We start from the raw sequence: 20,337 nt of genomic DNA on the forward strand, positions 1-20,337 counted from the left end.
AATGGCGGGTGGCGTCCCAGTCGCTGCGGAGTCTTCGGCTAACCTCACTTTCTTATTCGGCCGGATGAATCGAGGGGCGCCACGTTGACGCAGAGCAGCCAGGACTCGCTGAAAAGCAGTTGGTATCTGCTCGGGCCCGCCTTTGTCGCCGCGATCGCCTATGTCGATCCCGGCAACGTCGCCGCCAACGTCAGCTCCGGGGCACAGTTCGGCTACCTGCTGCTGTGGGTCATCGTGGTGGCCAATGCGCTGGCCGGGCTGGTGCAGTATCTGTCGGCAAAGCTCGGCCTGGTGACCGGGCGCTCGTTGCCGGCGGCCGTCGGCAAGCGAATGAGCCGGCCGGTCCGGCTGGTCTACTGGGCCCAGGCCGAGCTGGTGGCGATTGCCACCGATATGGCCGAAATCGTCGGTGGGGCAATCGCTTTGCGGATCCTGTTCGATCTGCCGCTGTTGGTCGGCGGCATCATCACCGGGCTGGTGTCGCTGCTGCTGCTGGCGATCCAGGACCGGCGCGGGCAGATCATCTTCGAGCGCGTCATCACCGGCCTGCTGCTCGTCATCGCCGTCGGGTTTGCGGCCAGCTTCTTCGTCAAGACGCCGCCGCCCGGAGACGTGCTCGGCGGGCTGGTGCCGCGATTCCGGGGCACCGAAAGCGTGCTGCTCGCCGCCGCCATCCTGGGCGCCACCGTGATGCCGCACGCGGTGTACATGCATTCCGGGCTGGTCCTCGACCGGCACGGGCATCCGGCGGAGGGCGCGCATCGACGCCTGCTGCTGCGGGTCACCCGGCTGGACGTCGTGCTGGCGATGGCCGTCGCGGGCACGGTGAACGCCGCGATGCTGCTGGTCGCCGCGATCAACTTGCAGCATCGCAACATCAGCGCCTCCATCGAGGGCGCCTACTCCGCGATCCACCACACCCTGGGTGCGACCATCGCGGTGCTGTTCGCGGTCGGCCTGCTGGCCTCCGGACTGGCGTCGTCCTCGGTGGGCGCGTACGCCGGCGCCATGATCATGCAGGGGCTACTGCACCGCAGGATCCCGATGCTGGTGCGCCGCTTGATCACCGTGTGCCCCGCCCTGGTGATCCTTGCAGTCGGGTTCGACCCCACCCGCGCGCTGGTGCTCTCCCAGGTCGTGCTGTCGTTCGGAATACCGTTTGCGGTCCTCCCCCTGGTGAAGCTCACCAGCGACCGCGACTTGATGGGCGACGACACCAACCACCCCGTCACGACGGTTCTTGGCTGGGCCGTCGGCGTAATGATTAGTCTGCTTAACGTGGTCCTCATCTGGCTGACGGTGACCGGCTGAATGCCGCCCCGCCGGCATGCCTACTTCGCATACGGGTCGAACCTGTGCGTGAAGCAGATGGCGCTGCGGTGTCCCGACGCGGCCGATCCGCGGCCGGCGATCCTGTCCGACCATGACTGGCTGATCAACCAGCGCGGCGTGGCCACGGTCGAGCCGTGCGCCGGCAACCAGGTGCATGGCGTGGTCTGGCAGATCTCCGACGGGGACCTGGCGACCCTGGACAGCGCCGAGGGTGTGCCGGTGCGCTACCGGCGCGACCGGCTGACCGTGCACACCGACGACGGGCCGTCGCCGGCCTGGGTCTACATCGACCATCGGGTGACACCGGGCCCGCCCCGGCCGGGCTATCTGCCCAAGATCATCGCCGGTGCCGTGCAGCACGGGTTGCCGCAACGCTGGGTCGACTTCCTGCGGCGCTGGGACCCCTCACGCTGGCCGCGCCGCGCGTCGGCGTCGGGGCCTGCGCCGCAATCGCTTTCGGCGTTGCTGGGTCAGGAGGGGGTGAGCGAGGCCGGCCGGTTGCGGTCGCGTTTCGGCTTTCTGGCCATCCACGGCGGCGGGCTGGAAGAGATGACCGACGTGATCGCGGAACGCGCCGCCGAGGCTGCCGACGCGTCCGTGTACGTGCTGCGTCACCCCGACCACTACCCGCACCACCTGCCCTCGGCGTTGTTCGACCCGGCCGAGTCGCCACGGCTCGCCGAGTTCCTCGACCATGTCGACGTTGCGGTGTCGCTGCACGGATACGGCCGCATCGGGCGCAGCACGCAACTGCTGGCCGGTGGGCGCAACCGCGCGCTGGCCGCGCATCTGGCCCGGCACATTCGGTTGACCGGTTATCGGGTGGTCACCGACCTCGACGACATCCCGCCGGAGCTGCGGGGTCTGCATCCCGGCAACCCCGTGAACCGGGTGCGCGACGGCGGGACCCAGCTGGAGCTCTCCCCCCGCGTGCGCGGCATCAGCCCGCGCAGCCCACTGCCCGGCGACGACGGCCTCTCGCCGGTCACCACGGCGCTGATCCAGGGACTCGCGGAAGCCGCACGTTGTTGGTAATTGTCCTCATCTGTTGAATGGAGTTGTTGGTGGCCAAGGATTTTCGCTTCGGAATGAGCATGCGCTTCATCAAGTCGCGCGCAGCATTCGTCGACAAGGTGAAGCAGGCAGAAGACATCGGATTCGATGTGCTCTGCGTGCCAGACCATCTCGGCGCCGTGGCCCCTATTCCGGCTCTGACCGCGGCCGCCATGGTCACCGACAAACTCAAGCTGAGCATGTATGTGCTCAACGCCGCCTTCTACAAGCCCGCCCTGCTCAGCCGGGACCTGGGCGACTTGGACAAGCTCAGTAACGGCCGCCTCGAAATCGGGCTCGGCACCGGGTATGTCAAGGAAGAGTTCGACGCCGCCGAGCTCCCCTACCCCAGCGCCGGCGCCCGGGTCGACTACCTCAACCACATGACGAAATACCTGAAAGAGCACCACCCGACGACGCCGATCCTCATCGCCGGCAACGGCGACCGGGTGCTGACCATCGCCGCCCAGCACGCCGACATCATCGGGCTGACCGGTTCGAGGGTGAAAGAGGCCGACGACCCGCTGACCGAACGGGTCGAGTTCGTCCGCAACGCCGCCGGCGACCGATTCGGCGCGCTCGAGTTGAACCTCGCCGTCACGGCGGTCCCGGCCGAGGGCGAGAGCCTGCCCGACCTGACGATGACGCGTCGGTACGCGTCGGGGTTGTCCGACGAGGAGATCCTGGCCATGCACTCCGTCCTGACGGGGTCACCGCGCGAGATGGCCGACACGCTGCTGGAGTACCGGGAGAAGTACGGGGTCACGTTCATCACCGTCCAGGACAACCACGTCGACAACTTCGCAAAGGTCATCGCGGAGCTGCGCTGAGCGCCTTGCCGGGTAACTCGACCTCCAGAAGGTCGTCCGGCCGCGTCACAACACGCAGCCCGAATCGGCTGCTGGGTTGCTCGATCGTTGCGCGGAGCCATTCAGCCTCGTCGCGAGGCGCACGCTCGAGCCGCATCCGGCGCACGCGCAGCGGGATCATCTGTAGCGACACCAATTCGCCGGTGGCCGGGTCGGTTCGGGTCAGATACAGGAGCCGGAGATCGGCGCGGTAGGCCTCGTGCCCACCGATGCCCTCGTAGTCGTCGATGACATCGCCGCAGCCGTAGAGGATCGGTCTGCCCCGGTATATCTCGATCGGCCTGGGGTGGTGCGAGGAGTGACCGTGCACGACGTCGACGCCGGCATCGATCAGCCGGTGCGCGAACGCGACGTCGCTTTCGGCCAGGGCATAGCCCCAATTGGATCCCCAATGCACCGAAACGATGGCGATCTGGCCGTCTCGTTTGTCTGCCAGCACGTCCGCGGCCACCTCGTCGGCGACGCCGCGGACCGATGCGTCCCGGATCAGCCGCACGCCGGGCCGATCGTGGTGCGCCGCCCAAGACACGGGAACGCCGGCCGACGGCATCGCCACCGAGCCCACCGTGACCCGGCGTTTGTTGGGAATGTCGAGCACCACTGGTTGGCGTGCGGTAGGCAAATCGGCCCCCGCCCCGACGCCCCGGATTCCCGCACCCGTCAGCGCCGACACGGTGTCGGCCAGCCCGTGACGGCCGAAGTCGAGGATGTGGTTGTTGGCCAGCGCGCAGACGTCCGGCCGCAACGCGGTCAGGGCCGGCAGGTTGTCTGGATGCATCCGATAACAGACCGCCTTGCCGTGGGCGAATTCACCGCGCGCGGTGATCGTTGTCTCCAGGTTGATCAGGCGGACGTCCGGGGCGGCCTCGTCGAGGAGCGTCAGCACCTCGCCCCACGGCCACCGCCAATCCACCGGACGCGAGATCGGCCCATTTGCCCGCTCGGCGAGCCGGACGTATCCCCCGGCGTCACGCAGGTAGTGCTCACGCAGTTCCGGATCTCCGGGATGGGGCAGGATCTGATCGACGCCCCGCCCGAGCATGACGTCGCCACCCAACAGCACCGTGACCACACCGGAGTCATGCGAGGAGCCCGGTGGACGAGCCGTCTCCACCACGCCGACGCTAGGCGTTCGGAGAAAACGCCGGTCAGGGGCCTTGGTCCCCGCGGCAGTGGCCTTACGGCCCTTCGGCGCTCCGGCGGCTCGCGACACACTGAGGGGATGGCACAAACGGACCGCGATAGCGAGTGGGGTCGACCGCTGGTGCAGCGGCTTGCTTCGTTGCGCGGCGATCAAAGACTGTTCGACGATCGGGTCGACGCCGGACGACAGCTGGCCAAGAGTTTGGAATCCTTGCGCGGCCAAGACGTTGTGGTATTGGGCCTACCACGCGGTGGTGTGCCCGTGGCCTTCGAGGTCGCCAAGGCACTGCAGGCCCCGCTCGATGTATTGGTCGTGCGCAAGCTCGGGGTTCCGTTCCAGTCCGAGCTGGCCTTCGGCGCGATCGGTGAGGGCGGAGTGCGGGTGCTCAACGACGCCATCGTGCGTGAAGCGCACTTGTCCGGGGCCGAGATGGCGGCGGTCGAGGCGAAGCAGCGGGCCGAGTTGGCCCGTCGTTCGGAACGGTTCCGCGGCGGGCACGATCCGATTCCGTTGGCGGGACGAACCGCGGTGATCGTCGATGACGGCGTCGCCACCGGCGCGACGGCGAAAGCCTCCTGCCAGGTGGCTCGGGCCCAGGGCGCGAGCAGGGTGGTGCTGGCCGTACCGATCGGCGGACGCGATGTGTTCGCAAAGTTCTCCGGGTACGCCGACGAAGTGGTCTGCTTGCACACGCCCGAATACTTCTTCGCCGTGGGGCAGGGCTACCGGAACTTCACCCAGACTTCCGACGACGAGGTGGTCACGCTCCTGGATCGCGCCCGAAACGGTTCTCGCGGCCCGTTGGCCGATGCCGACTCGGCCGACCCACCATTACGCGACGAGGAAGTCAGGGTCAGCGCCGGTTCGGTGTCGGTGGCCGGGCATCTGACGATCCCCGAGAATCCACTCGGCGTGGTGCTGTTCGCGCACGGTAGTGGAAGCAGCCGCCACAGCCCCCGCAACCGCTACGTGGCCGACGTGCTGAACGGCGCGGGTCTCGCCACCCTGCTGTTCGACCTTCTCACCCCCGAAGAGGAACGAAATCGAGCCAACGTCTTCGACATCGAGCTCTTGGCTCGACGGCTCGTCGCCGCCACCGGCTGGCTGGCCCGCCAGCCGGATACGGCCGCGTTGCCGGTGGGCTACTTCGGTGCCAGCACCGGAGCGGGCGCGGCCCTGGTCGCCGCCACCGACCCGCGGGTGAACGTCGCGGCGGTGGTGTCCCGGGGCGGGCGGCCGGATCTGGCGGGGCCGTTCCTCGCCCGCGTCTACGCGCCGACGCTGCTCATCGTGGGCGGCAATGACGACGTGGTGCTGGAATTGAATCGGCAAGCGCGAGCAGCGATCCCCGGCACCTGCAAACTCACCGTCGTACCGGGCGCCACCCATCTGTTCGAAGAACCTGGGACGCTCGAGAAGGTCGCCATGCTGGCCCGCGACTGGTTCGTCGACCACCTGAGCCCGGCAGCTGTGACCACGAACCCGGTATAGCGTGGTGCGGGTGACCAGACTGACATTGACCGTGCCGGAGACAGTCGATCCCGACGAGCTGGCAAGCGAAATCGTCACAGCCCTCGCCGACCGGCTCCGGGACGACCACGGCTACGAGTTGGCGACCGCAACCGGGACGGGTGGCACCGGGACCCGCGAATATCCGTTGCATCCGGCCGGCGGCATCGTCCTCGATAGTGAGCCGGGCAAATTGACGGTCACGCTGCGCGGCGTCAACGCCGACGCGCACGACCTCTTCACTGGAGTCAGCAGTGAGCTGGAGCAGCGGCACGAAGGGATTCGCGTCGGTATCGGCTGACCGTTGGCCGTTCGGGGGCGCCAAACCGTCTGAACCGCAAGCAAATCAAAGCCTGATCGGCGGTCATGAATTCCGAGACCGGCCGGCCCATACCGATTCGCAGGGATCCCACTGTGCCGCCGGACCACCAAAACATGACTTTCGACTCTCGTCAACGGCGGCAGACCAGCACAGACTGCAAACCATGACCGCATCTGACGACACCGCGCAAAACTGGCGCGACGTGGCCGATCATCTCACCGCTGCGCAAATCGCTCAGCTGGAGCGCCTCGAACACGACGAACCGCAGACGCTGCTGGACATGGCGCGGCAGTGGGCGGCCAAGAACGTGTCCGCCGGGATGCCATTCGACGCGATCGGACCGCCCGACGGTGCGGTTCGCACGTTCGACTGGCACCTGGACAGCAATTGGTTTCGCGACTTCGAGGGCACCTCTCGCCGTAGCGGGTCTGCGCACGTGCAGATCTGCGGCCGACAGCAGGTCGACGGCTCCACGCGGCGGTGGATCTCCGTGCACGCCCGTCACCTGAATGCGCTGGACGCATCAGCCGCGCGCGAACTCGCCGCGGCGCTGACCGAGGCGGCCGACGAGGTCGAGCGACTGGGCTGAGTGTCTTCCGACCGAGATGACGGACGAGCCGGAGGCTCTATGCTGCAGATGAATTCGCGCTCCGTCGGTAGCCGGAATCAGCGTAATTGACGGATATACCTCGGCTGAAAAGGACAAATGACCCTATGCCGCAAAAGGTGCAATCCTTACTGTTGAAGTGCGCACGCGGCGAATATCGTGACAGTAACGACGATCACATGGCAGGCGAATGATGAGTGCTCACTACGAGACCGGCCCCGCGGCCGGCGAATACAGCGTCGAGGATGACAACCAACTTCAGCCGGAGGACACCCTGGTGGATCGCGGCGTGGACGACATCCTCGACGAGGGATACTCACCGCCCGAGCACCCTTACGCGCGCGGCGCATTCGGCCCGGCCGAGACCATGGACCAGATTCTCGCGGAGGAAGAGCCAGATCCTGCGTCGCGAATCAACGTCGTCCTCGACGAGGACGACCAGCGGCGCAGCGACGCCTCCGAGCGGGACGCCGAATTTCCGGAACGGCGCGAGGTGGGCAGCGCACGAGCCGGCCGGCTTATCGCGCCGGACTTGGGTTTTGGCGAAGATGCCGACGAGGAGCTGTTCGCCACGGACGTCGGAATCAGCGGAGGCGCGGCGTCCGCCGAGGAAGCCGCCATGCACGTCATCGACGAGGAAGATTAAGGCCCTCTCCCGCTCGCCGTCGCAGCGGTAGCCTCAAGAATTCGATCGGCGGACGCGGAGGGTTTTTCGGTATGAAGATGTGGATCCAGATTTGCGGCCGGGATGAAGACCACGAATATCCGGACGGCGCCACCTATGCAGTACTCACGGGCGGCGTGCTGAGGGTCAATAGCGGCAAAGACATTCACCTCTACAGTCCGACGTACTGGCAAGAGGTCACCATTGATACCGGCCCCGCGGCCGAACTCGACGAACGAGCCCAACAACTCGACGAAGATCTCAGATGGCAATAGTCGCCGCACCGCGACGGTAGGCGCGGCGACTTCTCGACGCCGTCTCGGCCCGGGAATGCTCAAGCAAGGGGCGCGATGAGCAAAGGTACGGCCACGGCCGCCCCGGATAACGAGGCCGCGGCGACTGCCGTCAAGAGCAAAGGCCTGCGGGGTGGCGCGCTCGGTCTGATCTCGGGCGTCGTGGTCGGCCTGGCGTCGATGGCGCCCGCCTACAGCCTTGCCGCGACATTGGGTCTCATCGTGGCCAGTGGTGGTGGACAGCTCGCCGGCGTCAAAGCCCCGGCGGTCGTTCTCCTTTCATTCATCCCGATCTACCTGATCGCCGTCGCCTACCGAGAACTCAACGAGGCAGAACCGGATTGTGGCACCACGTTCACATGGGCATCGCGCGCATTTGGACCTGTCGTCGGATGGCTCGGCGGCTGGGGCATCATCGCCGCGGAAGTGATTGTGATGGCCAACCTGGTCGATATCGCCGGGAAGTACTCGTTCAGGTTGGCCGGCGAGATGGGATGGCATTCGGTTGCGGACCTGGCCAACAGCAGGCTCTGGTCGACGGTCGCGGGTGTCTTCTGGATTGCCGCGATGACGTACATCTGCTATCGCGGCATCGCGGTCTCGGCCAGACTGCTGTACGCCCTGCTGTCCATTCAAATCGTGGTGCTGGTCGCGTTTTCGATGGTCGCGCTGGTCAAGACGTATTCCCATGACGCCCAGGTCTTTTCGCTGCATCCGTCGCTGTCCTGGTTCTGGCCGGGCGGTCTTGATTTCGGGACGACCGCCGCCCCCGCAATTCTGATGGCAATCTTCATGTACTGGGGCTGGGACACCGCCGTGTCCTGCAACGAGGAGTCCGACGACCCCGGCCGCACGCCTGGCCGCGCCGCCGTCATCTCGACTTTCCTGCTGTTGGCGACCTACACCCTGGTCACCGTGTCGGCCGTGGCGTTCGCCGGTGTCGGGACGGCGGGCATCGGGCTGGGGAACCCGCACAACTCGAAAGACGTGTTCGCTTCCATCGGTCCGGAACTGTTCGGCAACGGCGTCTTCGGGAAGGTTGCACTGCTGTTGCTGGCGGCATCGATCCTGACGTCGGCCTCCGCGTCGACGCAGACGACGATCCTGAAGACAACGCGCACCACCCTGTCGATGGGGGCGTACCAGGCGTTACCGCACTCGTTCGCGAAGACCCACCCTCGCTACCTGACGCCGACCACGTCCACAATCGCGGTCGGCGGAGTCTCCGTCCTCTTCTACGTGCTGTTCACGCTTGTCAGCGAGAACCTGCTGGCCGCGCTGATCGGATCGGTCGGGTTGATGATCGCGTTCTACTACGGGCTTACCGGGTTTGCGTGCGCCTGGTACTACCGCCATACCCTTACCGCTTCGGTCCGGGGTTTTGTGATGCGCGGCGTCGTCCCGTTGCTGGGCGGCGTGGTCTTACTGGTCGTTTTCGTCTACGGGCTCATCCAGTACGCCAGGCCCGAGTGGTTGACCGATGACGAGGGCCACCCCATCACGATCCTCGGGTTCGGGGCCGTCGCGGCGGTCGGTGTCGGCGCGCTGGCGCTCGGAGTGATCCTGATGCTGGGCTGGTGGGCGATCGCCCCGGGTTTCTTCCGCGGCCGCACCCTCACGCGCGGCCCCACCGGAGCGGATTCCGGTGAGGGCACCGTTCAACCGGTAGGCCCATGAGCTTTGTCGGGAGCGAGCCGCCCTAACGCCAGCCGGCACGACGAGGCTCCCCCACCTAGAAGTCACGTGGTCATCGCCATACCAGCTACACTCACACCCGCCAGATCAGGACGCGTAGGCTGATCGTCCGGAATGGCACCTGGACGCCGCGAACGCCGCTGAACCCGCCTAGCTAGGTTTCAGTCAGGTATTCGAAGACGTCCCCCGCCCTCGTAGCTCAGGGGATAGAGCACGGCTCTCCTAAAGCCGGTGTCGCAGGTTCGAATCCTGCCGGGGGCACTTGGTGTTTGCGCAGTTCAGCGATGGTTTTCAGATGTCTGCCGACTGGCCTCGGCTGGTTCTGGTCGGTGCTGTGGTCGGTGATTGGTTGGCGTCAGCTGGCGCAGCCTGGCTCGCGATAGTCAATCGCGTTGCATCAGCCGACGATGAGCGCGCGGGCGTCCTTCATCAACAGCATCAAATGCAGCGGATCGGTCGAAGACGTCCAAAACTCGAAGTTGGCGTAGAACGTGCGGACCTCATCGTGCGGCACCGCACAAAACGGCCCCCGCTATCTATAGTAGAAAATGCTATAGTTGGGCATGAGCGGTCGGAGTGACGTATTGCGGACGGTGATGCACGAAACAGGCACCACCCAGTCCGAGTTGTCTCGGCTCAGCGGTGTGCACCAGCCGAGCATCAGCCAGTTCCTCTCCGACAAGGTTGAACTCAGCGATGAGCAGCTCGACCGACTGCTGTCCTGTATGGGGTACCGACTCGAAATCACCCGCCAGCCGGTCACTCCCAAGCTGACACGTTCCGAACGCCGCTCGTGGAAACTGCACCGCGAGCTGGCCAGGCACCTGAGGCGGTCGACTCTCACACAATGGCAACCCGCGATCGAGCACAACCTGCGACGATTGCGGTCCGGCGTCACCGGCCAGCCACACATGAGAAACCTCGACCGCTGGGAATCACTCATGAGAAGCGGCGACGTACCCGGCCTTCATCGCGTCCTTACTGGACTCAGCCGCGATTGCATCGAGATGCGCGAAGTCTCACCGATGGGTGGACTGCTCCGCGATGAGGAGCGCATCCGCGTTTTGCGCACGGTGCGCTGATGCGGCGCGACCAGCTTGAGCACGCTATCCGGACTGCCTGCCAAATCGCGGGCCTGACTGAAGTGATCATCGTCGGCTCCCAAGCGATCCTCGGCACCTACACCGAAGATCAGCTGCCCTTCTACGCCACCAGATCGGCGGAAATCGACGTTCTCCCGATCGCCGACAACACCGGTGAAATCACCCGTCTCGCAGACGAAATCGAAGGAGCAGCGGGCGAATTCTCCCCATTTGAGCAGCTTCACGGCTTCAGTATCGACGCCGTAGACCTGCAGACCTCGACACTGCCCGGCGGATGGCGCGATCGACTGGTCAAGGTCCAGAACGAGAACACCGCCGCCCCATCGGGCGAACCTCAATTCATCGGATGGTGCCTCGACAAGGAAGACCTGTGTGTTGCGAAATTGTGTGCTCTCCGAGAGAAGGACTTGAACTTCGTCGACGCACTGATCACTGCTGATCTTGTTGACCCGCAAGTGATCGCAACGCGCCTCGCGACCGTACCCGAACGCTTTGGGAGAGCCTCCCAACGCGCAGCCGCCTGGCTCGCTCACCGCACAAACAGCGTTGAGTAGCTCGCGAACCGCAGCCGCGGCGTTGGGATTGGCCAGGATTGGGAAAGGATGTCACTTCGCCGCGAGGCACTTCTTCCGAGTACTGCCACATTATGGATAACCGCTATTGATCCATCAGGTTCCGGCTACACGTTCGCCCGCCGCTCGCAGACGTGCCAACCGGATGGGCCGCCGATATGTCGCCCTACGTCGCTCGGGACGACGTTAGTGGTGCTAATGCGTCGCGGCAGTCACCGTGAGACAAGTCGGCTTCTCTGCCAAGGGCGGCTCTGGTCCTGCCGACCCTCCGTCAACGCTGATCCGTGGTCGGTGTTTGGTCGGTGAATCTGGGACACGCCGTGGCGCGATGTAGCGTCAGATGGCCCAATATGGCGGGGCCAGAGGCGCTTCGACCCCGCGGACTCGTCCGCTTGGAGGTTCTCACAGGACGAGCGAGCTGACCGGTGGCGTAGCGGCTTGAGCCAAAAGCCCCTGGCGCATCTCGCCGAGATATAGTCAAACGCCTCGCCAAAATTCATTGCCGAACCTTGCCGATGGCCGCCCCGAATTCATCAACCCTAGCGATAAACCGTGAGCATAAGCGGCCGAGAACATCTATCTGGTTGGTCCAGCGACCATGACCTCGCTATACGAGAACACTCACGTGTGAATGATCTGTGGCCGTGCCAGCAAAATGGGAAGCTCACCGAGCCTCCACGGGGTATTGATACCGCGCTGGGCTCGAAATCTGTTGTGGGGCCAGCGTAGTTCGACTCGCAAGCGTGCGTGTCAGACCCTACCTAGCCGGGGCGCTGACTTGTATTATTCAAAGATGTTTCGCTGTCTCGCGGCTTTTCGCCTGGTTATCGGGATGGCGCTCGTTCCCGTCGGATCGGCCGGCGTCTCGCACGCATCGCCGTCGGGGGAAGATGCATCCGGACAGTGCTCCTTTGTGCTCACACCGCCTGAAGTTGTACAGGTATCCGGAGAGAGCAAGGTGTTGGTCACGATGCATCCGGGGCCGTGCACCACAGCTGCCGTCCCCAACTCGCAGGTGGTGTGTGTATCTATAGCGGGCGACGGTTCGCCTGGGCATTGCGCATATAAGTCCGGTCAGGAGACGGTGCGCATGTACTACTTCTACCGGCCTGGGGCGACATACGTGGTGAAGGCCCAAGGATGTGCAGACTCCATCACGCCGCCGTACACGTTGTGCCAGAATTTCGGCCCGACACAGACGACCCTGTAATGCTGCCGCGCATATCCCTTGGGCCACCGCGCTTTCCGACTAGACGGGGTCGAAAGAGGAGATCAGCCAACGGCCGCCGCTCTTGTCCAACGTCACCCGGACAGTGGACGCGGTGTCCGTGGGCGCATCATTGCCAACAGTCACGGTCTGGTTGACGAACACCAGGACAACCGCGTGGTTGGGAGTCGCCGACACCGACGCCGCCGCGGGAACGGTGGCGATCGCCGAAATGTGGTCCTTTCTGGCGCCGGGCATCACGACGTCATGGACCAATTGTGTGTAGGAGTCCTTGAACTTGCCGGTCAACCGGTCCCGCGCGGCAGTTAGGTCTTTATCGACGGTGTCGGGCTGGTAGGACAGTATTGCCACGGTGGAATCCTTAGCGGCCGCGACCGACTCGATACCGGCGACCGCCGAATCCCGGACCCACGCGTCTTGCCACTTCAAATAACCCGCGGCCGCCGCGATCATCATCGCGACCGCTGGAAGCACCCAGAAGACAAGCACCCGCGACCATTTGATCCGGCTGATTCGGCGTTTACGTTCCGGCGGCTCAACGTCTTTGACATCTTTTTCGGTTTCAACATCATCGGCTTCAGCATCATCAGAGGACGTGTCGCCCGATTCGGCAACGTCTTCCGCGTCCCCGCCGCTCGTGTCCTCGGCAGGTTCGGCCCGGTCTTCGGCGTCATTGGTGATGGTCTCCGCGTCGCCGATCGCCTCGGGTTCGCTCGTCTGGCTGGCGACCTGCCCAGCCTTCTCCTCGGAGACCTCGGTTGCGTCCGGATCGGTCTTGCGATCGGTTTTGAGCCGCACTGCGATAGTTCCTTTTCTGGTTGGCAGAGCCCGGTGTCGGCGGTTGCCGGACAACGGCCTGCTCACGGTACAAATCCGACATTGGAGACTTTTGCGCCACCGCCGACCTTCTGCACCGTTATCCGCATTCGCCAATGCCGCGGATCCTGTTCGGCCGCAACGGCATTCGAGGTCTTAACGGATACAGCCACCAGAACCTGGGCTTCGTCGCCCGATTGCGACTCGAGACCCGCGTCGGTGATTGTCCCCACCGACGTGGACTGCGCCTTCTTGACCACATCAACGAAAGGTTTTGATCGCTGGGAGAAATCGTCGTAGAACTGACCCGTCGCGGAGTCCAGGATGCGCTGGACGTCAGCGTCGGCGTGGTGCCAGTCGATTGTGGTCAGGTTCAGCGCGCCTTGCCGCCCGACCTGAACCAGCAGCTCGCGTTGCTGTTGGGCCTGACGTGACTGATATCCCCGATACCCGAACCATCCGGCCACCGCGCCCAAGGCCACGACCGTCACCAAACCCAACGCCGCTGCCAGCCGCACCGGCGTGGCCCGCTTTTTAGGCGGCGCAGCGTCTTCGGAAGCGTCGTCGACGTCTTCATCGACGGCAGTGTCATAGTCGTCGGCCGCATCGGATTCGTCCGGGGCGACTCCCGCCTCGGCGTTCTCGTCTTTCGAGGTGATCCTGTTGGGCAATTGCGTTGAATCGCCGTCGCTCTGCCCCGGCGTCGCCGCGGACGTAGACGGACGGCCTGTCGCGCTCAGTTCGTCTTGGGCGGCATCAGCATGCTTTGCCATGTTTGCTCCTTTGTGGCACCACGGGCCAGGTCTCGTTGTGTGTACATACGCCCGTCGGGTCCCACGTACATGCCCGTGGCTGGGTCGTACTGGACGGCTGCGATCGGCGGTGGTTCCGGACCGGGCGGCGACGGTGCGGGGACCTGCCCCGCTGGTTCCTCCCCCGGCCTGAACTGCGGGACACCTTGGCCGGAAAATGTAGCGTTCGGATCACCCTTCCAGTTCCAGCCGTCGTTCAGCGGAACGTACGTCTCGTCGCTCTCGCACATCTTGACGGTAGGCGCCCGCTTGCCGGGCCGGGTCTCACACGGCAGATTGTGTGCGCCACGCACGTTGAGCTGCGAGTCTTGTGGCACCCGGCAGTAGAAATCCCCCTTCGGGACATCCGGGTAGTCCTCGTAACTGGGCGCCCGCTGCTGCTGGGCCGGCAGGAATCCCGTCGTGCACGGCGGCGGCCAGTTGAGGTTTAGCTTGAAGCTCAGAAAGGGGGCGCGGTAGGGCTGCTTGGTGTCTTTGTTGGCCACGCCGATCGCCTGGATGTCGGCGGCCCCCTGTGGCAGCTCCACCAGAAGGGATTCCAGATTGTCGCGGTAGGTGACGCCTACCTGCCCGACACTGACCAAGTTGGCCAGGACGATCGGCAAGGTGGGGTTCAGCCGGTCGAACAAATCGCGTGCCTCGGCGGCGGCTGGGCCACCCTTATGCAGCAGGCCCGCAACCGAGGAGTCGTTGTTGCGCAACTGCGAGGTGATCGCCGCCAGGTGTGAGGCCCACGCCTGGATTCCGTCCGATGAGTCGATCTGACTGTCGAGCAGCGGCTTGGAGTTGTCGATCAGATTGACCAGTGCGTCCAGGTTCTTTCGGGCGTCGATCGACAGCGCAGTCGTCCCTTTCACCAGCCGGGAAAGTTCCGGCCCGAGCCCGCCGACTGCGACATACGACTCGTCGACCACCGTTTTCAGGTTGTCCCGTGGGATCGCGTTCAGTCCGCGGTTGGTGGCCGCCAACAGCGAATTGATGTCCGGCGGGACATACGTGCGGTCGACCGGTATCACGTCACCGTCTTTCAGTGGCGGCCCGGCCGTGCTGCGGGGCAGCAGTTCGACGTACTGCTCGCCGATCGCCGACACGCTATGCACCTGGGCGCCGGAATCGGCCGGAATATGGAAATCCGAGTCCATCCGCAGCACCGCCTCGGCGCCGCTATCGGTCAGGCGCACGGCCTGCACCCGACCGACTTCGACCCCGTGGTAGGTGACATTCCCGCCGGCATACAGGCCACCCGCCTGCGGCAGTTTGACCGTGACCTCATACCGATCGATCCCGAAAAAGAAGGTCGGTATCTGCATGTAGGCGAAAAAAATGATGGCGGCCGCGGCGGTGCTGACCGTCGCGAAAACCGCCAGCTGGAGTTTGACGCGTCGGGGGAGTCGGTTCAGCATGATGTCACGGCCCCTGGTTGAAGTGGTAAGGCACGACCAACGGGTTACCGGGGTTGTACTGGCTTCCCGCCATGCAGGGGCTGGGCAGCTGGCCGATGGTGCGGCCCCACTGAAGCTCCAGCTCGCTCAGGTTGCACTCAAACCGGGTGCCGGTGAACAACCCCGAGTCCAGCCGGCTCAGGGTCAAGTCGAAGATGCCGGTCAGGTTTGCGTAGTCACCGCGCAGCCATTTGCTCAGCGTGTCCTTGGGGAACGGGAAGGTGCCGAAGAGGCCCAGCGAACGGGTCAAGGACACCCCCGCGTCGCCCAGTGACTGCAGCACCGGGCCGAGGTCGTTAAGTTCCTGCACGAGGCTTTGCTTGGTCTTGTTGACCGAGTCGGCGGCAAGCGCACCGAATCGGCTCAGGTCACCCAGCGCGTTGGCAAGGTCCTCCCGATCGTCCTTCAGCGCCGTCAACGCGTCCGGGATCGTCTTCAGCGCCTTGTCGATCACCGGTTTTTCGTCGGCGAATTGACCGGCCAGGTTGTTCAGGCTGTCCGTCGCGGCGATGATGTCGTCCTTTTGGTCGTTGAGGTAGCCGACGAACTTGTCGAGCTGGCCGAGCAGGCTTCTCAGGTCCTGCTCGCGACCGGTGAACGCGGTGCTCAGCGCCTTGGTGATGTCCTGGACCTGCCCTAGGCCGCCGCCGTTGAGCACCAGGGAAAGCGCCGCCAGCGTGCGTTCGGTTGACGGATATCCGCCCGCCGAGGACAGCGGTATAAACGACCCATTTTTGAGCTTGCCCAGGGGCGGCACCCCAGTGGGTGGCGCCAATTCGAGGTGTACCGAGCCCAGCAGGCTGGTCTGGCCGATCGTGGCCGTCGCGTTGGCCGGGAGGTCCACGCCGCCTTCGATGCTCATCGTGACCAACGCGTGCCAGCCCTGCAGTTCGATGTCGGTCACGGTGCCGACGGTGACGTCATTGACCCGGACGCGGGAGTTCCGCTGCAGGTTTTGAATGTCGGACATCTCTGCTTTAACGGTGTACGAACCGGGCCCGCCGCCCTTGGTTCCCGGCAGCTTGAACGAGTTCGCCCCGTGGAAGCCGCAGCCCGATAGCACCAGCGCAAGTGCCGTCACCAGGCCCGCGGCCATGCGATACCGTGGTGCCCGGCTCATTGTCCACCCCCGGACGGCACCATCATTCCGCGCAAGCCGGCGGCCGGATCTGGGGTCTGCACCGGCGCGGCCGGCGGTGGCGCGGCCGGCGCGTCTGTTGCGCTTTCCTGCGGCGGCGCGGCGGCCGGTGCGGGCGCTCCCGGAGGTGGCGGGGGAACGTAGTCGGGCCGCAGCCAGTCCTCGCTGTAGGTGATTTCGTTCGGCCGCGCGGTGGCGCCGACGAAGAGGTTTTCCCCCAGCGGGAGGAAGTTGATCTGGCGGTTTTTGATGATGGGCGCCAGGTACTGCACGCACAGCTTGGCCGACTCCTTGGAGTTTTTGCGCGACGCGGCTTCGACCGCGGCGCACAGGAATTGGATCGTGTTGGCGAATTGGTTGACGTCCAGGATGCCGGTCAACGAGCCCTGCGCGGGGTTGTAGATGTTCAGGAAGTTCTGGAACGCGGTCGGGGCGACATGCAACACCTGTTTGATGTCGTCGAGACTCTGGTTCACCGCCGTGGTCACCGACGCCAGCTTGTCCGACGCGGTGCCCAGCGTCTCTCGGTTGTCGGCGACGAAGTCTCTGACGTCGCCGGCCACGTCGTTGAGGTCGCGGACCGCGTTGCCGACGGCGTCGGGGTCGCTGGCCAACAAGCCGGTCACCGCGGCCAGGTTTTGGTTCAGTTGCCGCAGCAGGTCGCTGCTGTCGTGCAGGGCGGAGACCAGGATGGACAGGTTTTTGAAGGTGCTGAACAGGTCGTCGCTGTGATCGCCGAGCGCGGAAATCGCCTGCGACAGCTTGATGAGCGTGCTACGGATATCCGGCCCCTGGCCGCGCAGGTTGTCGGCCGCGGTGTTGACGAACGCCCCCAAGGTGCTGGTTCCGCCTGGCTTGGCGGGCTGGAGTGTCTCAGTCAGTTTTTGTAGCTGCTGGCGAAAATCGTCGTATTCGACCGGAACGGCGGTGCGGTCCTGCGGGATTGTCGCGTGATCGGCCATAGTCGGCCCGCCCGTGTAGGCGGGCGTCAGCTGGATGGCTCGCGGTGTCACCAGTGACGGCGCGATGATCACGGCTTTGGCGTCGGCGGGCACCTTGTATTTGTCGTCATACCAGAAGGTGATCTTGACGCGGCTGGGTTGCGGTTCGATCTTCTCGACCCTGCCCACGCGCACGCCGAGGATAACGACGTCGTCCCCGGCGTAGAGGCCGGTGCTGTCCGCAAAATAGCCGACGACTTGCGTATGGCCGATGCCGGTCGCCAATCCGACGACGGTGACAATGCCGCCGACAAGGACGACCGCAAGTGCGATGGCCACGCCGAGCTTGACGTAACGGTTCCTCACTGGCCACCCCCTCCAGCCGGCTGGGATGGGCCGATGGGTCCGGGTCCGTTCAGCACGGGCGGTTGGCTCGGCGGTATCTGACCAGGTGCTGGTAGTTCGACGGGCCCCCCTGGCGGGATGGACTGTCCTTCGCCCGGACCCGGCGGCGCGGGAGGTCCCGGCGGGGGGCCGCCGGGTGGCGGCGCGGGCAGCGGCTGCCGATACGGATAACAGCCGGGGCCGGGCAACGCCACGCCGGGCACACCGCATGGATGGTCGCTCGGGTTGCCGGTGATGGCATCCGGGATGGTCATGCGTGGTTCCCCGCCTTGGCCGGTGCGCGGGAACGGTATCGGCAGCGGCGGCGTGCCCGGCTGCCCGCGCTGCGGGTCGGTGCGCTGTGAGGGCAGCAGCACATTGGGGTCCAGGCCCAAGTCGGAGAAGGCCGCGTCGATGAAGGGCTGCACGAACTGCCCGGGCAGTAGGTTGACCAGATACGCTTTGTAGAACGGTCCCGAGCCGACGGATTCACCGAGCCCTAAGGCGTATCTGCCTAGGCCGACGATCGCTTTCTGGACGCGTTCCTTGCGGTTGTCCAGGATGGCCAACACCCCGTTGAGCTTGTCCAGTGCCGGCTTGAGCGTGTTGCGGTTCTCGGCGATGAAGCCCTTGATCTGCTGCGCCACGGCGGACAGGTTGCTCGAGATCTGGCTCAGCGCACTGCTTTGGCTTCTCAGTTGAACCAGTAGCGCGTTAGTATTGGCGACGAGCTTGACCACTTCGTCACTGCGGTCGGCCAACACCTTGGTTGCTTTGTTGGCGCTGCTCAACAGGTTTCGCAGCTGCGCATCGCGCTCGTTCAGTGTCTGAGAGAAGCGCGCGACCCCCTGCACCGCCTGCTTCAAGTCGGGCGGTGTGTCGGCGAAGGTGTCGGACAGCACGGCCAGCGAGGTGGACAACTGCTGGGTGTCCAACCCGCTGATGGTATTGCTGAGATCGCTCAGCGCGTCTGGCAGTTGATAGGCCGGCCTGGTTCGGTCGAGCGGTATCGGGCGGCTCAGCTGCCCATCGCCGCGCGGGGTTACCTCCAAGAGTTTGCTGCCGAGAACGCTCTTCAGCTTGATCGCCGCCTCGGTGCGCTCACCGAGGCGGACGTCGTTGGCGACGCTGAACTTGACCAGCACCCGCGGTCCGTCCAGGTCAACGCCCAAGACCTGCCCGACGCGGTAACCCGATACCTGGACGTGGTCACCCGGTACCAAGCCGCCGGCCTCGGCGAAGTACGCCGAATAGGTCTTGCCCCTGCTGGAGAACGGCAGCTTGTCATAGTTCAGGGAGATCAACACGAGAGCCAGGGTGACGCCGATGCCGATGAGGCCGACGATCAACGGATTGCGTTCGGAGAAGGGTTTCATCGCGGCGTGCACCTGCCGGTGGCCTGGCCGGCCAGCTTGATGTACACCGGCTGGCCGCCCTTGCCGTTGACCTTGATCAGAATGTCGCACAGATAGAAGCTGAAGAAGTCTCCGTACATGCCCTGCCTGTTGAGTATTTGCGTCGCGTCGGGCCACGTGTTGAGGAAGTTGTCGAAATAGTCGTGGTCGGCCAGCACGTTTGCGGCGGTCCGGTCGAGTTCGTGGACCACCTTCCTGGCCGGCGGACGGGCCTGTGACAAGAGATCGGCGATTGACCCGGCGGCCGCGTTGGCGTACGCAACCCCGTTGCTGATGTCTTGCTTGCGGCCCTTGAGCCCTTGCACCAGTTCGGCCAGAGAGTCGACCGCCGTGGCGAACTGCTTGCTCTGGCCGCTCAGTGAACCGAGCAGGGTATTCAGGTTGGTGATGACCTGACCGATCAGTTGATCGCGGTCGGCCAGGGTGTTGGTCAGGGCCGCGGCCTGGGTGAGAAACGAGCCGATCGTGCCTCCCTGTCCCTGGAACGCCGCGACGAGTTGGCCGGTGAGCTTGTTGACCTGGTCCGGGTCCAGCGCGCGGAACAGCGGCCGGAAGCCGCCGATCAATGCGTCGAGGTCCAGCGCCGGCTCGGTCCGCGCCAGTGGGATGGTCGTGCCCGGATTAAGCCGCTTGACTCCCCCGGCGCCCTCCTCCAGGGCCATGTACCTGCCGCCGATAAGGTCCGCGAAGCGGATGGCGGCCCTGGTGCCCTCGGTGAGCACTACCGAGTCGGCCGTGGCGAACTCGACGAGCACGGTGGAGTCGGGCTGGACGGTGATGCTTTTGACCTTGCCGACCTCGACCCCGGCGACGCGGATGAAGTTTCCCTCCTGCAGGCCGGACACGTTCGCGAACTGGGCCTTGTAGGTCTTCTCCGACTGGAAGCGCAACTGGGCGAAGACCGCGATGAGCGCAAACGCGCCGAGCACGCACACGACCAAGTAGATGGACAGGCGCCACAGGGCACCGACCAAATTCTCTCGCATGTCTGCCTTCCT

18 protein-coding genes, 1 tRNA gene and 2 pseudogenes are annotated in these 20,337 nt (G+C 65.0%); 12 read left to right on the forward strand and 9 right to left on the reverse strand.

The features are described from left to right. Positions 1–54 precede the first annotated feature (54 nt). Genes G6N37_RS14490 through G6N37_RS14500 form a run of 3 tightly spaced genes read left to right on the forward strand, consistent with a single transcriptional unit; the run spans position 55 to position 3,215 of the window. Positions 55–1,311, forward strand: coding sequence for an Nramp family divalent metal transporter (locus G6N37_RS14490; protein ID WP_174813947.1), 1,257 nt, complete (start codon positions 55–57; stop codon positions 1,309–1,311). Further along, on the forward strand, positions 1,312–2,367 hold the full coding sequence (locus G6N37_RS14495; RefSeq protein ID WP_163681494.1) for a poly-gamma-glutamate hydrolase family protein: 1,056 nt from the start codon (positions 1,312–1,314) through the stop codon (positions 2,365–2,367). 23 nt (positions 2,368–2,390) lie between these two features. After that, positions 2,391–3,215 (forward strand): LLM class F420-dependent oxidoreductase, encoded by an 825-nt coding sequence (locus tag G6N37_RS14500; RefSeq protein WP_102420115.1) that lies wholly within the window; start codon positions 2,391–2,393, stop codon positions 3,213–3,215. Here G6N37_RS14500 and G6N37_RS14505 read toward each other — a convergent pair. Then, complete coding sequence (locus G6N37_RS14505) at positions 3,196–4,326, reverse strand: CapA family protein (protein ID WP_372514687.1); 1,131 nt, start codon at positions 4,324–4,326, stop codon at positions 3,196–3,198. The genes G6N37_RS14500 and G6N37_RS14505 overlap by 20 nt on opposite strands. Positions 4,327–4,476: 150 nt before the next feature. On the opposite strand from G6N37_RS14505, the gene G6N37_RS14510 reads away from it, so the two are divergent. The 7 genes and pseudogenes from G6N37_RS14510 (at position 4,477) to G6N37_RS14540 (ending at position 9,749) form a co-directional block, all read left to right on the forward strand. Then, positions 4,477–5,889, forward strand: coding sequence for a phosphoribosyltransferase family protein (locus G6N37_RS14510; protein ID WP_163681496.1), 1,413 nt, complete (start codon positions 4,477–4,479; stop codon positions 5,887–5,889). Positions 5,890–5,899: 10 nt separating this feature from the next. Beyond that, entirely contained in the window at positions 5,900–6,208 is a 309-nt protein-coding gene (locus G6N37_RS14515) for a hypothetical protein (protein WP_142393493.1), read from the forward strand. A 184-nt stretch (positions 6,209–6,392) separates the two neighbouring features. Continuing rightward, positions 6,393–6,818 carry a hypothetical protein gene (locus G6N37_RS14520; protein WP_067919023.1) on the forward strand — a complete coding sequence of 142 codons (426 nt, stop codon included), beginning with the start codon at positions 6,393–6,395 and terminating at the stop codon, positions 6,816–6,818. Between the two features lie 211 nt (positions 6,819–7,029). Beyond that, complete coding sequence (locus G6N37_RS14525; RefSeq protein ID WP_068062178.1) at positions 7,030–7,482, forward strand: DUF5709 domain-containing protein; 453 nt, start codon at positions 7,030–7,032, stop codon at positions 7,480–7,482. A 71-nt stretch (positions 7,483–7,553) separates the two neighbouring features. Further along, the gene (locus tag G6N37_RS14530; protein ID WP_067919022.1) at positions 7,554–7,775 is read left to right on the forward strand and encodes a hypothetical protein; all 222 of its coding nucleotides are present in this window, start codon (positions 7,554–7,556) and stop codon (positions 7,773–7,775) included. Between the two features lie 75 nt (positions 7,776–7,850). Then, positions 7,851–9,416 (forward strand): annotated as a pseudogene (locus G6N37_RS14535) (APC family permease); the annotation flags it as partial. 260 nt (positions 9,417–9,676) lie between these two features. Next, positions 9,677–9,749: transfer RNA gene (locus G6N37_RS14540), tRNA-Arg, on the forward strand. A gap of 136 nt (positions 9,750–9,885) precedes the next feature. Here the strand turns inward: G6N37_RS14540 and G6N37_RS14545 are convergent. Further along, positions 9,886–9,996 (reverse strand): annotated as a pseudogene (locus tag G6N37_RS14545) (GNAT family N-acetyltransferase); the annotation flags it as partial. Positions 9,997–10,051: 55 nt separating this feature from the next. Between G6N37_RS14545 and G6N37_RS14550 the strand changes: the two are divergent. Together G6N37_RS14550 and G6N37_RS14555 are read left to right on the forward strand one after the other, a co-directional pair. Then, on the forward strand, positions 10,052–10,570 hold the full coding sequence (locus G6N37_RS14550) for a helix-turn-helix domain-containing protein (RefSeq protein ID WP_232075540.1): 519 nt from the start codon (positions 10,052–10,054) through the stop codon (positions 10,568–10,570). Next, positions 10,570–11,145 (forward strand): DUF6036 family nucleotidyltransferase, encoded by a 576-nt coding sequence (locus G6N37_RS14555; protein ID WP_102419696.1) that lies wholly within the window; start codon positions 10,570–10,572, stop codon positions 11,143–11,145. Before G6N37_RS14550 ends, G6N37_RS14555 begins: the two co-directional genes overlap by 1 nt. Positions 11,146–12,412: 1,267 nt before the next feature. Here G6N37_RS14555 and G6N37_RS14560 read toward each other — a convergent pair. From G6N37_RS14560 to G6N37_RS14590, 7 genes are all read right to left on the reverse strand, one after another. Next, positions 12,413–13,189: a hypothetical protein gene (locus G6N37_RS14560; protein WP_102419695.1), complete on the reverse strand. Its 777-nt coding sequence runs from the start codon at positions 13,187–13,189 to the stop codon at positions 12,413–12,415. Positions 13,190–13,251: 62 nt separating this feature from the next. Then, positions 13,252–13,980: an Mce protein gene (locus tag G6N37_RS14565; RefSeq protein ID WP_102420114.1), complete on the reverse strand. Its 729-nt coding sequence runs from the start codon at positions 13,978–13,980 to the stop codon at positions 13,252–13,254. Continuing rightward, entirely contained in the window at positions 13,944–15,422 is a 1,479-nt protein-coding gene (locus tag G6N37_RS14570; protein ID WP_167527386.1) for an MCE family protein, read from the reverse strand. The genes G6N37_RS14565 and G6N37_RS14570 overlap by 37 nt, the downstream gene beginning before the upstream one ends. 4 nt (positions 15,423–15,426) lie before the next feature. Then, the gene (locus G6N37_RS14575) at positions 15,427–16,581 is read right to left on the reverse strand and encodes a virulence factor Mce family protein (protein WP_102419694.1); all 1,155 of its coding nucleotides are present in this window, start codon (positions 16,579–16,581) and stop codon (positions 15,427–15,429) included. Further along, positions 16,578–17,906, reverse strand: a complete 1,329-nt coding sequence (locus G6N37_RS14580; protein WP_142393492.1) for a virulence factor Mce family protein — start codon at positions 17,904–17,906, stop codon at positions 16,578–16,580. The genes G6N37_RS14575 and G6N37_RS14580 overlap by 4 nt, the downstream gene beginning before the upstream one ends. Next, positions 17,903–19,300: an MCE family protein gene (locus G6N37_RS14585; RefSeq protein ID WP_102420111.1), complete on the reverse strand. Its 1,398-nt coding sequence runs from the start codon at positions 19,298–19,300 to the stop codon at positions 17,903–17,905. Before G6N37_RS14585 ends, G6N37_RS14580 begins: the two co-directional genes overlap by 4 nt. After that, positions 19,297–20,325: an MCE family protein gene (locus G6N37_RS14590; RefSeq protein ID WP_102419693.1), complete on the reverse strand. Its 1,029-nt coding sequence runs from the start codon at positions 20,323–20,325 to the stop codon at positions 19,297–19,299. The genes G6N37_RS14585 and G6N37_RS14590 overlap by 4 nt, the downstream gene beginning before the upstream one ends. Between the last annotated feature and the right edge of the window lie 12 nt (positions 20,326–20,337).

Origin of the sequence: Mycobacterium seoulense (assembly GCF_010731595.1) — a bacterium.
GTDB lineage: Bacteria > Actinomycetota > Actinomycetes > Mycobacteriales > Mycobacteriaceae > Mycobacterium > Mycobacterium seoulense.

Coding starts and splice junctions, on each gene's coding strand:
- G6N37_RS14495 (WP_163681494.1), top strand. CDS start 1,312: ATGCCGCCCCGCCGGCATGCCTACTTCGCATACGGGTCGAACCTGTGC.
- G6N37_RS14510 (WP_163681496.1), top strand. CDS start 4,477: ATGGCACAAACGGACCGCGATAGCGAGTGGGGTCGACCGCTGGTGCAG.
- G6N37_RS14520 (WP_067919023.1), top strand. CDS start 6,393: ATGACCGCATCTGACGACACCGCGCAAAACTGGCGCGACGTGGCCGAT.
- G6N37_RS14525 (WP_068062178.1), top strand. CDS start 7,030: ATGAGTGCTCACTACGAGACCGGCCCCGCGGCCGGCGAATACAGCGTC.
- G6N37_RS14530 (WP_067919022.1), top strand. CDS start 7,554: ATGAAGATGTGGATCCAGATTTGCGGCCGGGATGAAGACCACGAATAT.
- G6N37_RS14550 (WP_232075540.1), top strand. CDS start 10,052: ATGAGCGGTCGGAGTGACGTATTGCGGACGGTGATGCACGAAACAGGC.
- G6N37_RS14555 (WP_102419696.1), top strand. CDS start 10,570: ATGCGGCGCGACCAGCTTGAGCACGCTATCCGGACTGCCTGCCAAATC.
- G6N37_RS14565 (WP_102420114.1), bottom strand. CDS start 13,980: ATGGCAAAGCATGCTGATGCCGCCCAAGACGAACTGAGCGCGACAGGC.
- G6N37_RS14570 (WP_167527386.1), bottom strand. CDS start 15,422: ATGCTGAACCGACTCCCCCGACGCGTCAAACTCCAGCTGGCGGTTTTC.
- G6N37_RS14575 (WP_102419694.1), bottom strand. CDS start 16,581: ATGAGCCGGGCACCACGGTATCGCATGGCCGCGGGCCTGGTGACGGCA.
- G6N37_RS14585 (WP_102420111.1), bottom strand. CDS start 19,300: ATGAAACCCTTCTCCGAACGCAATCCGTTGATCGTCGGCCTCATCGGC.
- G6N37_RS14590 (WP_102419693.1), bottom strand. CDS start 20,325: ATGCGAGAGAATTTGGTCGGTGCCCTGTGGCGCCTGTCCATCTACTTG.